Annotated in this window: 13 protein-coding genes; 11 read left to right on the top strand and 2 right to left on the bottom strand. The window is 70.0% G+C overall.

Features of this window, described 5'->3' with window-relative positions; all coding sequences use genetic code 11:
* Window positions 1-509 precede the first annotated feature (509 nt).
* From OHT52_RS07385 to OHT52_RS07345, 9 genes are all read left to right on the top strand, one after another.
* Window positions 510-1,919 carry a nucleotide sugar dehydrogenase gene (locus tag OHT52_RS07385; RefSeq protein WP_328719332.1) on the top strand — a complete coding sequence of 470 codons (1,410 nt, stop codon included), beginning with the start codon at window positions 510-512 and terminating at the stop codon, window positions 1,917-1,919.
* On the top strand, window positions 1,916-3,481 hold the full coding sequence (locus tag OHT52_RS07380; RefSeq protein ID WP_328719331.1) for a glycosyltransferase family 2 protein: 1,566 nt from the start codon (window positions 1,916-1,918) through the stop codon (window positions 3,479-3,481). Before OHT52_RS07385 ends, OHT52_RS07380 begins: the two co-directional genes overlap by 4 nt.
* A complete protein-coding gene (locus tag OHT52_RS07375; RefSeq protein WP_328719330.1) occupies window positions 3,478-3,654 on the top strand; it encodes a hypothetical protein in 177 nt (58 codons plus the stop codon). The genes OHT52_RS07380 and OHT52_RS07375 overlap by 4 nt, the downstream gene beginning before the upstream one ends.
* Entirely contained in the window at window positions 3,651-5,297 is a 1,647-nt protein-coding gene (locus OHT52_RS07370; protein ID WP_328719329.1) for a polysaccharide deacetylase family protein, read from the top strand. The genes OHT52_RS07375 and OHT52_RS07370 overlap by 4 nt, the downstream gene beginning before the upstream one ends.
* Window positions 5,294-6,223 carry a hypothetical protein gene (locus OHT52_RS07365; protein WP_328719328.1) on the top strand — a complete coding sequence of 310 codons (930 nt, stop codon included), beginning with the start codon at window positions 5,294-5,296 and terminating at the stop codon, window positions 6,221-6,223. Before OHT52_RS07370 ends, OHT52_RS07365 begins: the two co-directional genes overlap by 4 nt.
* Before the next feature lie 574 nt (window positions 6,224-6,797).
* Window positions 6,798-7,019: a hypothetical protein gene (locus OHT52_RS07360; RefSeq protein ID WP_328719327.1), complete on the top strand. Its 222-nt coding sequence runs from the start codon at window positions 6,798-6,800 to the stop codon at window positions 7,017-7,019.
* Window positions 7,016-7,483: a RipA family octameric membrane protein gene (locus tag OHT52_RS07355; RefSeq protein WP_443046514.1), complete on the top strand. Its 468-nt coding sequence runs from the start codon at window positions 7,016-7,018 to the stop codon at window positions 7,481-7,483. Before OHT52_RS07360 ends, OHT52_RS07355 begins: the two co-directional genes overlap by 4 nt.
* The gene (locus OHT52_RS07350; protein ID WP_328719325.1) at window positions 7,480-7,770 is read left to right on the top strand and encodes a DUF7701 domain-containing protein; all 291 of its coding nucleotides are present in this window, start codon (window positions 7,480-7,482) and stop codon (window positions 7,768-7,770) included. Before OHT52_RS07355 ends, OHT52_RS07350 begins: the two co-directional genes overlap by 4 nt.
* Window positions 7,771-7,830: 60 nt before the next feature.
* Window positions 7,831-9,375 carry a hypothetical protein gene (locus OHT52_RS07345; RefSeq protein ID WP_328719324.1) on the top strand — a complete coding sequence of 515 codons (1,545 nt, stop codon included), beginning with the start codon at window positions 7,831-7,833 and terminating at the stop codon, window positions 9,373-9,375.
* 425 nt (window positions 9,376-9,800) lie between these two features.
* On the opposite strand, the gene OHT52_RS07340 is transcribed toward OHT52_RS07345, so the two are convergent.
* Window positions 9,801-10,286, bottom strand: coding sequence for a winged helix-turn-helix transcriptional regulator (locus OHT52_RS07340; RefSeq protein ID WP_328719323.1), 486 nt, complete (start codon window positions 10,284-10,286; stop codon window positions 9,801-9,803).
* An 82-nt stretch (window positions 10,287-10,368) separates the two neighbouring features.
* Here OHT52_RS07340 and OHT52_RS07335 point away from each other — a divergent pair, with 82 nt between their 5' ends.
* On the top strand, window positions 10,369-11,655 hold the full coding sequence (locus OHT52_RS07335) for an MFS transporter (RefSeq protein ID WP_328723646.1): 1,287 nt from the start codon (window positions 10,369-10,371) through the stop codon (window positions 11,653-11,655).
* Between the two features lie 479 nt (window positions 11,656-12,134).
* The gene (locus OHT52_RS07330) at window positions 12,135-13,301 is read left to right on the top strand and encodes a MarR family transcriptional regulator (RefSeq protein WP_328719322.1); all 1,167 of its coding nucleotides are present in this window, start codon (window positions 12,135-12,137) and stop codon (window positions 13,299-13,301) included.
* A gap of 85 nt (window positions 13,302-13,386) precedes the next feature.
* On the opposite strand, the gene OHT52_RS07325 is transcribed toward OHT52_RS07330, so the two are convergent.
* On the bottom strand, window positions 13,387-13,884 hold the full coding sequence (locus OHT52_RS07325) for a hypothetical protein (protein WP_328719321.1): 498 nt from the start codon (window positions 13,882-13,884) through the stop codon (window positions 13,387-13,389).
* Between the last annotated feature and the right edge of the window lie 38 nt (window positions 13,885-13,922).

Here is a 13,922-nt window from a genome sequence, read left to right as displayed (position 1 = left end):
GGCCGGGGCGCGGCGGGGGTGTGTGGCGCGGATGGGCAGGAGCGGGGTGGGGATGTCCGACTCCCCGCGGTCATGGGGGTCGTGCGGTCGTACGATCGTCTCATCGCCGAATGGACATGAGGAGAAAGGCAATTCCCCGCCAGGCGCCGCCCATTGAAATGATGAGTACGCGAACGGGTAGCGCGTCGCCGTTGATCGTGCGTTCACGTCGTGTCCGCCCCTGTCTTTCGTGACGGGTCGGGCACGATTCCTCCGTGGCGACAGGAAAACATCAGACCCCGGTCGAAGCGGCCGCGAACCCAGGGCCGGAAATCTCGGCAACCCCCGCCGCGGCGGAGGACGTTCCCGCTCAGGGCCGTACCGACCCCGACCGGAATTCCTTGACGCCCGCTCGACCGGCCGACTTTCCCGGCCAGGCGGCACCCCCCGGCCCCTTCGGTGCGGCGGACGACGGTGCGCCGCACCGCCTCCCGCTGTCCCGGGCGGAACGTCACGGACGAGCCGTCGCCGTGATCGGACTGGGGTACGTAGGTCTGCCGACGGCCCTGGCGCTACGGGCGGCGGGGGTGCGGGTGATCGGGATCGACATCAGCGCGGACCGGCTGCGCGACATCCGTGCGGGCGCCGTGGACCTGGCGCCGCAGGACAGGGAACGGCTGACGGACGCGCTGAACGACGCCGCCTTCCTGCTCACCGACGACTCCCGGGCCTCCGCCTGGGCGGACACCGTGATGATCTGCGTCCCCACCCCCGTGGACCGCCATCAGGTGCCGGACCTCGGGATGCTCGCTTCGGCCTGTGCCTCGGCGGTCGCGCACGCGACGCCCGGACAGCTGATCCTGCTGACCTCCACCAGCTATGTGGGGACGACCCGCGATCTGCTGCTCACGCCGCTCGCGGCCCGGGGGATGAAGGTGGAGACCGATGTCTTCGTGGCTTTCACTCCGGAGCGGATCGACCCGGGGAGCGTCGGCCACAGCCAGGACCTCACGCCGCGGGTGGTCGGCGGTGCGGGGCGTCGGAGCACCGCCTCGGCCGCCTCGGTTCTCTCCCGGGTCTGCCTCTCCGTGCACACGGTCGGAAGTCCGGAAGCCGCCGAGATGACCAAGCTCTGGGAGAACACGTTCCGGGCCGTCAATATCGCGCTGGCGAACGAATTGGCCGACAGCTGTGCCGTTTTCGGACTGGATCCCCGAGCGGTGATCGACGCGGCCGCCACCAAGCCGTACGGTTTCATGCCGTTCTATCCGGGCCCCGGGGTGGGCGGGCACTGCATTCCGTGCGATCCGCATTACCTGCTCTGGCAGTTGAGGGCCGAACGCATTCCCTCGCCGGTCGTCGAAGCCGCGATGCGGGCCATCGCGGAACGTCCCGGACGCATGGCGGGGCTCATCACGGCGAAGCTCGCCGCACGGGGAATTCCGGTCGCCGGAGCGCGCGTCCTGCTGGTCGGGATCGCGTACAAGCGGGGCGTGGCGGACGTCCGCGAGAGCCCCGCGCTGGAAATCATGGGGCTGCTGGCGGACTGGGGGGCGACGGTCGCCTTCACGGACCCGCTGGTGCCGAGCGCCGAGCTGCACGGCGGGACGCTGGCCGGTCTCACCGACCCGTGGGAGCAGCGGTGGGACCTCGTCGTGCTGCACACGGTGCACCCGGGCATGGATCTGAGCCGGCTGGGCCCCGAACACACGGTGCTCGACATCTCCCAGGACCGCAGGGGACCCGGTTCCGCCGGGACGTACCGAGCGACGGGGGCCACAGGGGGCGCCAGGGCGTCTGGGGTGCCTGGGGGCTCCGGGGCTACGGGGGCTGTCAGGACTACCGGGGCCGCCGGGGCTGCCGGGGCCGCCGGGGCCGCCGGGGCCACGGAGGGTGTCGGGACGCACGGGACGCACGGTCCGGTCGGGGCGCCGGCATGACCCTGACCGACCGAACGTCCGCCGACCGAACGTCCGCCGACCGGGCAACCGCCGACCGAACGTCCGCCGACCGTGCCGTCGGCTCCCCGCCCGCCGCCCGGCGGCCCGTCCTCCGCCACGCTCCCGCGACCGCGCGCCCGGCACGCCAGACCCCCGGGCCCGCCCGCCGGCTTGCCCGGCGCCTCGCGGACGCGGTCCCCGGGGCAGGGCGCGGGGTGCGCCGGCTGCTGGTGCTGATCTGCCTGACGCCCCTGACCGTCGTCCTGGCCCACCAGGCGCTGCGGCTTCCGCGCCTGAACACCGCGACGGCGTACGGCCTGGTGGTCCTCGGGGGCACGATCACCCTGCTGTACCTCGCTTACAGCAGATACGAGGACCCTTCGAAGACCCCGGGCCCCCGGCGGCCCGACCCCGGTTTCCCGTTCCTCCCGGCCCGGCCGCGCGTCGACTTCCTGCTGGCGGTGAAGGACGAGGCCGACGCCATCGAGGCGTGCGTCCGCTCGATGGCCGCCTCGGACTGTCCCCGGGTGCGGATCGTCGTGGTGGACGACTTCTCCACCGACGGAACGCGCGAGATCCTCCTCCGGCTGCGCGACGAACTCGGCATCACCGTCCTGCTGCTGGACGAGAACGTCGGGAAGAAGCACGCCCTGGTCGCCGCGTGCGGGCGGGCGGACGCCGAGATCATCGCCTTCACCGACTCCGACTGCGTGCTGGCACCCGACGCGCTCCGCCGCTGCGTGGACGCCCTCGCCCGCCACCCCCGCCTCGGTGCCGTCAGCGGGCACTGCCGGGCCCTCAACGCGCACGCGAACACGCTGACGCGCATCCAGGACATCTGGTACGAAGGGCAGTTCAGGATCGCCAAGGCGGCGGAGTCCTCCTTCGGCTCGGTGTCCTGCGTCTCCGGCCCGCTCGCGGTCTTCCGCCGGGAGGCGATCTGGAACTACCTCCCCGCCTGGGCCGGGGACCGCTTCCTGGGCGCTCCCTTCCGGTTCGCCACGGACCGGCAGCTCACCGGGTACGTCCTCGGGCAGGCGTGGATCGGCGGAAGGCTCAAGGACCGCTACCGCGACTCCCCGTTCGTCACGGACGAGGACCACCCCGAACGCCGCTGGCGGGTCGGCTACGTCCGCTCGGCCCACGTCCGTACCAACGTCCCCTCCCGCTTCGTTCCCCTGATGCGCCAGCAGGTCCGCTGGAAGAAGAGCTTCATCCGCAACCTCTTCTTCACCGGCGCCTTCATGTGGCGCCGGGGCCCGGGACCGGCCGTCCTGTTCTACGGGCACGTGCTCTGGGTGCTCGCCGCGCCGCTGATGGCCCTCCGCCACCTGGTCTGGGCCCCGGCCCACGGCGCGTACCTGCTCACCCTCCTCTATGTCTGCGGGGTCCTGCTCAAGGGCTGCGTCTGGGGCCTCGCCTACCGGATCGACCACCCCGGCGACACCCGCTGGAGGTACCGCCCGCTCATGAGCCTCTTCTCCTCGGTGGTCCTGGCCTGGCTGCTCCCGTACTCCCTGCTCACCGTGCGGCGCGGCATCTGGTCGAGGAGCGCGACATGAGGGCGGCCGACCGCAGGTCGAGCGGCTGGCGGCTGGAGGAGGACGTCCCGGGCGGCCCGGGTCCGCGTGGGGGAGCGGCGCGGCGAGGCGCCCGGCTGGTGGCGGGCATCCTGACGGCCTGTGCGGTCGTCGCCCTCTACCTGCTGGTCCTGCTCCGGGGAGACCTGGCATGAGACGCGGTGTCCCGGACCCGGCACCAGTGCGGACGGCGGTGGTGCGGGCGGTGCTCGGGCTGCTGGCCCTGACGCTGGTCGCCCTGCCCTTCTACGCGGCGTGGCGGTACGACGCCCACCGCAGGGCGGTGACTCCGCAGGCCGCCCCGCCCGCCGGGGCGCGGCCCGTCGCCGGGGAGGCGGGTCCGCCGCGCGGCGGCGGCCCGGGAGGCGACGCGGCGGCTCCGCCCGTCGTGCTGGCGTACCACGACATCGGGCCCCGCGGCGGCAGCAGGTACACGGTGACGCCCGAAGCCTTCGACGCACAGCTCGCCGCCCTGGCGCGCGCCGGCTACCGGAGCCTGTCCACCGAGGAGTTCGTCCGCTACCTGGACGGCGGACCCCCACCCGCCCGCCGCTCCGTCTATCTCACCTTCGACGACGGCACCCACGGGCTCTGGGTGTACGGCGACCGCATCCTGGCCAGGTACCGGATGCGTGCGGCGGCGTTCCTGATCACCGGATCGGTGGGGAGCCACCGCCCGTACTACCTCTCCTGGCAGGAGATCGGGCGCATGGCGGCCACGGACCGGTGGGACTTCCAGGACCACACCCACGCCCTGCACCGGCGGGACGCCGTGGACGCGTCAGGCACGCGCGCGTCGGCCCTCTCCAACCGCCTCTGGCTGCCCGGGGACCGGCGGCAGGAACGCGAGGACGAGTACCGGGCGAGGATCGCCCGGGACCTGGACACCTCGCTCGCGGAGTTCGCCCGGCACGGCCTGCCCCGTCCCCGGCTCTTCGCGTACCCCTTCTCCGAGGCGTCCGAGCCGGTCAACTTCCCGACGGCGAAGGGCATCCTCCGGCACGAGCTGGCCGACCGGTTCGCCGCCGGTCTGACGAACAACTCGGACCGGCCGCTCCCCGCCGGGCGGCGCGCCGCCGCCGCGCGCGAGGTGCGGCGTCTGGAGATCACCCGGGCGACGGACCTCACGGCGTTCCGCGCGGAACTGGATCTCTGGACGGCGGAGGAACCGGGCGCCCGCCCCGACCCGCTGCACGACGCGGCCGGCTGGGAGCACACCGGTGCGACGAGCCAGGGCGGCGCCGGGGTCTTCACGGGCCGGGGGCCCTATCCGGGGAGGACGGGATTCGCCGCGGCCTCCTACCGTCCCGTCGCCACGGCGGACTGGACCGACTACAGGCTGGACGTGACGGTCGACCGGCTGCGCGAGGCGACGAACAACGTCGGCATCGTCGTACGGGACGGCAGCCTGGCGCCCGTCACGGTGGCCCTGAGCCACAGCTACGTCAGTCTCCTCGCGGGCACCGGGGACCGGCGGGCCGAAGTGGTGCGGCGCACGCTCGAGGACAACGCCGTGCACCGGGTGCGCGTCACCGTGCGGGGAGCGCGTACGGAGGTCGTGGTCGACGGACGCTTCCGGATCGACTGGACCGAGCCGTCGGCCGCCGGCGGGAACGGCAGGGGCGGACTCGCCCTCAACATCCGCAACGGCGGCGCCCCGGGGGAGTGGCCCCGCTTCGCCTCCCTGCGGGTCAGCCCCTTGCGGGTCGCCTCCTCGCCCGCAGCCGGTACGGGCACGGCGGCCGGAGCCCGAGCCGGTACGGGCACGGCCGGGGCCGTACCGGCGGAGGCGCGGTGATCCGACGGGGGGAGGGGCCGTCCGCCCCCGGGTACAGCCGCCGCGCGGTGGTCGGGCTCGGGCTCGCCGCCACGGCGGGCGTCCTGCCGCTCACCGACGACCCTCCGGCCGGGGCCGGGGCGGGGGCAAGGCCTGGCCTACCGGGGGGCGCGGACGCCCGGAACGACCACGTGCCGGCCCCGCCACCGGTGCGGGCCGCCGCTACCGCTGTCACCTGCGGTGTTCCGGACGCCGCTCCGTTCGTCGCGGTCTTCCCCGGCTCCGGCCTGCTCACCAACGAGTACGCCTACCGCCATCCCGACGCCGACGATGCCCGCACCGACCCCGACTGGTCCGTCACCAGTGGATCGCTCTTCGCGGACGCGGGAACCGCCTGGAGCGGAATCCCGGACGGACTCTCCCCCGACCCGGCCTCCCGGCTGCACACCGGCTCTTCGGTCCTGCGCGTGGTGACCGTCCGACGCGACTTCGCGGACATCGCCGTACGCACCCGGGCCCTGCTCCGGCCTCCCGGTACCACCGCGCGCACCCCCGCGACGGACTGGGACGGCGGGCACCTCTGGCTCCGCTACCGCAGTCCTCAGGAGCTGTACGCGCTCAGCTTCCGGCGGCGCGACGGCCTGGTCGCCATCAAGCGGAAGCTCCTGCCGCCCGACGCCCCCGAAGGCACGGAGGGGACGTACACGACCCTCGCCCAGGCTCGTTGCGCGATCCCGTACGACAGTTGGCACGACGTCGAGGCGCAGGCGCGCACCACGGCGTCGGCCACGGTGCTGCTACGGCTCCTCGTCGACGGGCGGACCGTGGCCGAAGCCGTGGACACCGGGCCCGGTGTACTCACCGGCCCCGGCGGTGCGGGGGTGCGGGGCGACAACACCGAGCTGCGGTTCACCGCCTTCACGGCCGTGCCTTGCCCGGCCCCATGAGCTCCTCTTCGGTGCCAGGCGCTCGGCCGAGGGCCGGGGCAGGGGCTGCGGCTACTTGTTCAGGACCCCGGACCCCGCACCCGACGACGACACCGGCCCCGCGGGGACGCCCCAACAACCCCACCAGCCCGAGCTCTTGGCGCTCTTAACACGATCATGCGCCCCAGCTCCAGTGGCCGGGGTGGGGCGTGGCCCTGGATCGTGGACACCACGGCACGTGTGGGGAAGAGGTGCGGGTACCTCTTCAGCCGCCTCCGGCGGATGAGGTCGCAGGCCAATGAGGCGAAGACCTTGAGGAGTTCGGTGCGGCGTTGCCGGCGGACGGCGAGGCGTCTGAAGGGGTGGAGCAGTGCGTAGGCCCGCTTCACCTGCCATAACAGGATGAAAGGGGCTCACCGACTTGCTGGTGTGGAGTCGGCGCAGGGCTTGGAGGATTCAACTTTTCGATGACCGTTGTCAGTGCCTCCCCATATGATGCGGGTGGAGACGTCCGCGTGGACTGGGGGCACCTGTGCCGAAACGTGTGTTCGTCAGTAGGGAAGCGTCGCAGGTCTGGAACGCCAAGGCGCGCGCCATGATCCGGGCTTCCGACCTCGTCATCTGCGGCAAGCACACGCGTGAGGTCGTCGGCGTGGCCATCGAACTCGAGATTTCCCGGCAGGAAGGTATCCCGGGCTTCCTCCTGAACAGATACGACGGTCAGACCGGAGCGGAGCAGACCACCGAGAGGGTCAGTGACAAGCTCTACACGTGGACGTGGCCCCTCCTTGAAACGCTTGCCGGAGGTGCCCGGTGACTCCCCCTCCCGATCCGGTCCGGCGTGCGGAGGTCCTTGAGCTGTACAAACTCGCTGTGGAAATGGCTGACCGGGTCTCGGCGCGCCGGGGGACTGCCAACGCCTTCTTCCTGTCCGTCCAGACCGCGTTCGTCGGCCTTGTCGGCTTCGGATTCAAGGAGTTCGCCGAGGCCCCCTGGTGGGCAGCGTTCGCCATTGCTCTGGCCGGTGTCACCTTGTCCGCCACCTGGTGGCTTCAGCTGCGCAGTTACCGGGACCTCAACAGAGCAAAGTTCAAGGGCATCAACAAAATCGAGGAAATTCTCCCGGTCAAGATCTTCGCGGACGAGTGGGAGACGCTGCGCCGCGATCCGATCCCCGGCTGGCGCACGCGGTACGCCGAGCTGGGCGCATCCGAACGGGTCGTTCCTTTGGTGTTCGCGGCGGCGCATCTCCTTCTGCCTGCGGGCACACTGGCCGTGTGACCTACCTCGACTCCCTTGCAGCCCTGATCCGTTCCTGCCTTCCCCCCGAAGCTGAGCCTCCCGAGGACTCCAACGGGCTGTTCCGTTTGTACGCCGTGCTCCTCAAGGCCAAGGGGGTGCGGGTCACCGACGAAGACGTCCACGATGCCTGGTCAGCATGGATGCAGACGGTGAACGGCACTCACGAATCATTGGTCCCCTTCGACGACCTCGATCCGCGGATCCGTGCCTACGACGCTCCGTACGCGGAGGCCATCCGCGCTGCCGCTCGGCGGTACCTCACCTGAGGAGAACGTGCGGCCCAGAAATTCTTACAGCATCAGTAGATCCGTCATGGGGGAACAGTAATGAGCATCAATTTATACAGTGCTCTCGCATGGGTAGAGGATGTTGAGATCGATGATGTGATGCACGCGCGCGGATACATTTTCGGCATACTGGTGGCATGGCTCATACAGGCCCCTTCGCTGTCCAGGAACCTCTCCGGATACACGCCAAAAACCACCGTGCGGCCGGGATTCAATCTTCGGTTTATCTTGACTTTTTCATTGCTTGCCCTCCTGGATGCCGACAGGTCTTTTCTGTATGGCCTTCTGGTGGGGAACCTGATTCTGTCGACCTTGGCATTCTTTATGAGTCGCCTCCAATTGGCCGGTTTGCTCTTTCAGGTATTCATCCCCGCGCTTGCTCTTGCTTCTGTCGTCGGCGTCTTCCTGTTCCTGTCTGAAGAGGAAAAGGGAAATAGTGAAATGGGGGCATGGTTGCTCCCTTTGGCCCTATCGCTCCCGACTATGATTATTGGCTGGTCCATTCCGCTCGGTAAAAGCTTGTACTGGCGTGGATCATGGTATTTTCCCTATCCCCGCAAGATGCCTCCAGGGTTATCGCGTGACCCGCAGCAAAAGTTTCGTCACACTCTCCTGCCCGGCCAGTCCCCGCTCAGAGGGATAGGTATGTGGCTTGCCGCGTGGCCGTGCTGCATCGGATCGCTTGGGATTTCAATCGCGGCAATACACCAGCTTCTGAGCGATCCCTCCTCATCCGTGAGTGGATTCTGTGTCCCGCTCGTAGGTGGAGGTGTAATTGCTTACCATCAGAGCCGGAAGCTTTTTTTGAGAGGGCGTAGGCATCTCAGTTTCGGCATTGAATCGCCGGACATCCTTCATCCCGGAACCTTTACGCTCTACCTGAGACCGTTCAAGGAAGATCAAGCGCACACCGCACTCAAGGAGGACATGCACATGGGTGGCGATCCTCTATCGCGGACAGCTGATCCGTTAGGGGGGTTGCTATTTCTGCCGGTGTCCAACCGTGACGAAGAAGAGCACATAGCGGACGCCCTGAAACCCATTGGTCCGCTGGTCGCCGTCGGTGCCCCCGGCGAGTTTCTTCCCTTTGCGGGAGCGGTGCGCATGTATCTTCCGCAGGACTCCTGGCATGAGGAAGTAAGTCAGTTGATAGCGAGGGCTCGCTTGGTCACTCTCACGCTGGGCTCAAGCAAGGGAACGGTTTGGGAGCTCTCCGAATCGATACGTATTCTTCCACCCCAGCGACTCATTTTGATGTTACCGAGAAGGATGAGCCAAGAAGAGTACGAGGGGATCCGCATGGAGAACGAGAGGAATCTACGAGCTGTTCCGGAATCCGATAGGAACCGGACGTGGGTGCGCGCTGACCCGCCATCCCTTCCTCGCTACGCATCCGCAGAATCGAGCCGGGATCCGGTGGCAGGCCTCATCTCTTTCTCCCCGGACTGGAAGCCCATTTTCACCCCGCTCTCCAGCGCCCATGCCCCCTGGCAAAACCTGGGTACCGGCCTCATTCGCGGGTTGCGTCCGGCCTTCGGACGGCTGACCTCATACGAGGAAGAGACCGGCTGGCACTGCGGCTGACGGTATTCGAGCCTCCGCTACCTCGATGGCGCCGTTGAGCTGGCTGAGCGCCGTGTGCGCAGGCGCTCAGCACCGGCTCGGCAAGGGTGCCGACGGCTGCGGGACCCGGACCGAGGCGCCCAACGGCCTCTGCGTGGGCATGAGGGCTGAAGTCGCCACCGACGGGGTGACGGTGGCGATGGCGCAACGCACGAGGCGTGCCCGTGCCTTGGGGGAGGGGTTTGACGTCTCAACACTTCGGCGCAGGTGCCTCGTTGATTTCCCATCCGGCCAAGGTCAACCTGCCCCGTAGGCGGGTCGGGTGGGTCATCTTGCTCATCGTCACCCACCCGCCCCGTGCTCTCTGCTCCAGCGAGGACGGGTGGTCGCCTCATGCGCGGGCGCACGGCGTCCCTCCGGAGCCGCCCACCTTTGTCTTGACGGGGCTATCCGTTCGTCGGTGCGGAGGGCGCGCGTCCGGTCTTGCGTACCTGGGACGTGTCCGCGTCCACGACTCCGCCGTCCGTGCCGGTCGGCACGACCTCCGGCACGGGTGCGCCGTGCCGGTCGACCAGGGTGGAGTGCGCTTCGCCCGGAGCGAAGGCGTGCCGTTCCCCCCACTGCCGGAGCGTGAGGACGGCGGGGAAGAGATCGCGTCCGGCGTCGGTCAGGACGTACTCCTGACGGCGGCCCGAGGGCGCGGTGGCCCGGGCGAGCAGCCCGTGATCGACGAGCTTGCGCAGGCGGTCGCTGAGGATGTTGCGGGCGATTCCCGTGCGCCGCTGGAACTCGGTGAACGAGCGTGCCCCGTCCATCGCGTCGCGGACGACCAGGAGGCTCCACTTGTCGCCGACCAGGTCGAGAGTGCGGGCCACGGGGCAGTCGGGATCGGTCCACCCGGGCTCGGGGGAGCGCGCGGTGTCGCCTGGCATGACACCTCCCATTCGGTTGCGGATCGAAACCATCATGCCGTAGCGTCGAATCAGTTGCAATATGCTACTGATTGGGGGCGTGATGACTGTGTGGCGGCGTTTACTGCTCGCGATGGTCTGCGGTGTCGCTGTGGCGAGCATCTATGCCGCGCAGACGGTGCTGGAGCCGATGGGCCACGACCTCGGGGTGTCGCCCGGGCTCACCGGCTGGATCGTCTCGACCGGCCAATTCGGCTATCTGGCAGGCCTGGTGCTGCTGGTTCCCCTCGGGGACGTGGTGGACCGGCGGCGGCTCATCGCCGTCCATCTGGCCGTCACGGCGGCCGGTGCGGCCCTCACCGCCTCGGCGACGGTTTCCTGGGTGGCGTTCACCGGACTCGCGGTGGCCGGGATGTTCGCGGTGGTCGTGCAGACCACCGTGGCCTACGCCGCGTCGGTGTCGTCGCCCGCCGAACGGGGCCGCACCATCGGGGTGGTGACCTCGGGCGTGGTCGTCGGCATTCTGGGCGCGCGGGCCGTCACCGGCGCGCTCACCGAGCTGTGGGGCTGGCGGAGCGTCTACGTCGTCCTCGCGGTGCTGTCCCTGGGGCTCGCGGCCCTCGTCCTCGCGGTCCTTCCGGCGGAGGACCGATCCGGCCGGCCCACGGGATACGTACGGGCCGTGAGCTCGATCGGCGGGCTCTTCCGGCAGCGGCTCTTCCTTTCCCGCGGGCTGATCGCCTTCTTCCTGTTCGCGTCCTTCGGGACGCTGTGGAGCGGGCTGTCGCTACCGCTGTCGGATGCGCCCTGGCACCTGGGCGAGGGGCAAGTCGGCCTCTTCGGCTTCGTCGGCCTCGCGGGCGCACTGGGCGCGGCGCGCGCGGGACGGTGGGCGGACGCGGGGCGGGCGACGACGGTCACCGGTCTCGCGCTGGGTCTGCTGATCCTCTCGTGGGTGGCGATCGGGCAGTTGACCTGGGTGGTGTGGATTCCGCTCGTCGGGATCGTGCTGCTGGACTTCGCCGTGCAAGCCGTCCACGTGAGCAACCAGCATCTGCTCACCACCGCCCACCCCGACCGCATCAGCGGAGTCATCGGCGGTTACATGGTCTTCTACTCGCTCGGCTCCGCCCTCGGCGCCGCCACCACCACCGCTCTCTTCGCAGCCCGTGGCTGGGTCGGATCCAGCGTCCTCGGGGCGGGTTTCGCCGCGTGCGCGCTGGTCGTCTGGGCGGTCGACCGGCGGCTCCCCTCCGGCGAGTCCCTCCGTCCCGGCGACGGCTTGGAGGCCCGATCGCTTCGGGAAGGGAAAGCCGGTGAGGCCCAGGAGCTCGTCACACGGTGGGCCGGAGGGCGTGGAGCCGCGCGCCGGTCGGGCGACGGTTTCTGAGCCCTCGGCAACTTCAGCTGGAGGAACGGGCGTGGGGTGGGCGCACCGGGACGCTCGCCGACTCCATGGGGCCAGCCCGGGTCTCGGGGTTCGAGTCTCGGGGTTCGGCTCTCGGGTCTTGGGCCTTGGGGCTTGGGTCTCGGCTCTTGGGGTTCGAGCGTCGATCACTCTCCTGGTCACTCGTTCGAGGGACCGGAAGAGGTGGGCGGGCCGACGCTTGAGCTTCGGGATTCGGGGGTCGGGATGCGAGGCCCGGGATTCGAGCGGTGTTGTTCATCCGGGGGGTAGGTAGGGGTGGTTGAGGAAAACCTTCCCCCCTCCCACCCTCGTCACGGCCAGCAAGTATGACTAATGGTGAGCGAGTTGCGGCGGAGAGTCACGCGCGCTTACGGTGCCCTCAATGAATCGACCCCGACGCGGTGTTGGCGCACCAGGCCGGGGTCTCACCAAAAGATCGCACCCATTAGAAAGACGATCTCGTGGCTATCCAGCACTTTAGTCCTGCCCCGCCCGCGCCCGCAGCTTCGCGCCCGTACCGCCGGGCCAACACCGGCTACGGCAAGCAGTCCGTACAGCCCCTCTCCGGCCAAGCCGCGCCCGGAGAACGGGACTTCGCGTTCCTGCCGGAGCGTGAGCGGTACGTCGCCGCCTATGTCGATCACTTGCCCGACGGCGCCTCGATGGACATCAAATCGCTGGCCAAGGACTTGCCCCTGTACGGCCAGATGGCTATCGGCACCGCCCTTCGGGCGCTCGGTGTGGCCGGGCACCTGCGGCGCGTACGCAGGCGGGCGGGGAAAGACGGCCCGTGCCGGTGGGTGACGCTGACCTTCTGGTCCCGCACCGCCCACGACAACGAGTGGTGGACCGCCCATCTCGAAGCCGCAGCCACCGCGTCCGAACAGCCCAGCGCGCCCTCTGCCGAGCCGTGCCCTACCTCCGGGCCCGACCCCGTCGTCCCCCAGCAGCGCACCGCCGAATCGGCCCCCGGCCGGCCTCCGTCCCCGGAGCAGTCATCGGAAGCTGTCGGTGCGGCCGACCCCGCCCCGGAGGCGCCGGTGCCCCCGGCGCAGGACGACGCTCAGGTTGCCGCGACACCTGCCGTCCCGCAGGCGGCTCTTGGCGCTCCTTCGGCTGCCGGTGCTCCTCCGGCTGTCGAGGGCCCTTCTCCCGCCTACGTGGCCCTGGCCGAACTGGGCCGCCGTGATCCTCGCTTGACGCTCTCCGCTGCGGACTGCGAGGTGCTGGAGCCGCTCGCCGCCGCCTGGTTCGCGCGGGGTGTCAGCGCCGGGTACCTGACGTCGGCGCTCACCGCCGGACTTCCCGAGCAGGTCGGCTCACCCGTGGGGCTGGTGCGCCGCCGCCTCACCGACAAGATGCCGCCCCGACTGTCCCCGACCCCCACCCCGCCACAGGTCCCGACCCAGGGCGGCGCTCCCGGCGCCCGAGTACGCGGGCTCCTGGTCGAGTGCACCGACTGCGGGCGCCCCGCCCGCGCCGAAGCACTCCCGGACGGCCTCTGCGCACCCTGCCGCACCGCACACCAGGCCCCGCAGCCCGCCGACCCGGACGCCGCCCCGGCCCAGGTCGAACGCGACGTCCCGGCCCTCGTCGCCGGACTCCGCAACCTGATGCGCACCCCGTGACCTTCGGGACGTCGCACACGGCGTCCGTACGGTCAGTCATTACGGGAGCACCGGGACCGGTCGGCCCCGGTTCGTGGGGGTGGTCTCAGTTCGCGTTGAACGACCAGAAGACGCCGACCTCCTCCGTACTCACGGCGATCAGCCCGACGTCCATCATGTGGCTGGTGAAGGCCCTTCCGCCCGAGAGATCACCGGCGAGGAAGTCCGGCGAGGCGGAGTCGCGGGCCAGATCGGAGGACGTACGGAAGACGGCGCCGGGACCGAACCTGCTGAGTACCGTCCGGGCATCGGCCATCACGTCGTCCTTGTCGGGGCGTGTCCGGACGGGACGGATCTCGAAGAACCACTCCTGAGTCAGGGAAGCGAGCAGCTCGGCGGCGGCAGATGCCGTGATGGGGTAGGTCCACGCACGCACCTGCGCGGCCGTCGGCGGCAGGAACGGAAACGACGGACGGTCGTTCTCCCGTCCCTCCTCGTCTATCCGCCACACCTGCGACGACCAGCCCCGGGGGTCGGCGATCGTCCGGTCCATGACGGCCAGGACGTCTTGGCCCCAGTCCTCGGCCCGGCGGGGGCCGGTCATCGCGAAGGTGTACACGTCGTCGAGGAGCCGCTTCAGCG

It is taken from the genome of Streptomyces sp. NBC_00247, assembly GCF_036188265.1.
GTDB lineage: Bacteria > Actinomycetota > Actinomycetes > Streptomycetales > Streptomycetaceae > Streptomyces.
The sequence above is the reverse complement of the archived record's forward strand: the minus strand, read 5'-3'. Positions and strand labels throughout refer to the sequence as shown.

Bases quoted from the DNA above. Each gene is read 5' to 3' on its own strand.
- OHT52_RS07380 (WP_328719331.1), top strand. From the start codon at position 1,916: ATGACCCTGACCGACCGAACGTCCGCCGACCGAACGTCCGCCGACCGG.
- OHT52_RS07375 (WP_328719330.1), top strand. From the start codon at position 3,478: ATGAGGGCGGCCGACCGCAGGTCGAGCGGCTGGCGGCTGGAGGAGGAC.
- OHT52_RS07370 (WP_328719329.1), top strand. From the start codon at position 3,651: ATGAGACGCGGTGTCCCGGACCCGGCACCAGTGCGGACGGCGGTGGTG.
- OHT52_RS07360 (WP_328719327.1), top strand. From the start codon at position 6,798: ATGATCCGGGCTTCCGACCTCGTCATCTGCGGCAAGCACACGCGTGAG.
- OHT52_RS07345 (WP_328719324.1), top strand. From the start codon at position 7,831: ATGAGCATCAATTTATACAGTGCTCTCGCATGGGTAGAGGATGTTGAG.
- OHT52_RS07340 (WP_328719323.1), bottom strand. From the start codon at position 10,286: ATGCCAGGCGACACCGCGCGCTCCCCCGAGCCCGGGTGGACCGATCCC.
- OHT52_RS07335 (WP_328723646.1), top strand. From the start codon at position 10,369: ATGACTGTGTGGCGGCGTTTACTGCTCGCGATGGTCTGCGGTGTCGCT.
- OHT52_RS07325 (WP_328719321.1), bottom strand. From the start codon at position 13,884: ATGACCGGCCCCCGCCGGGCCGAGGACTGGGGCCAAGACGTCCTGGCC.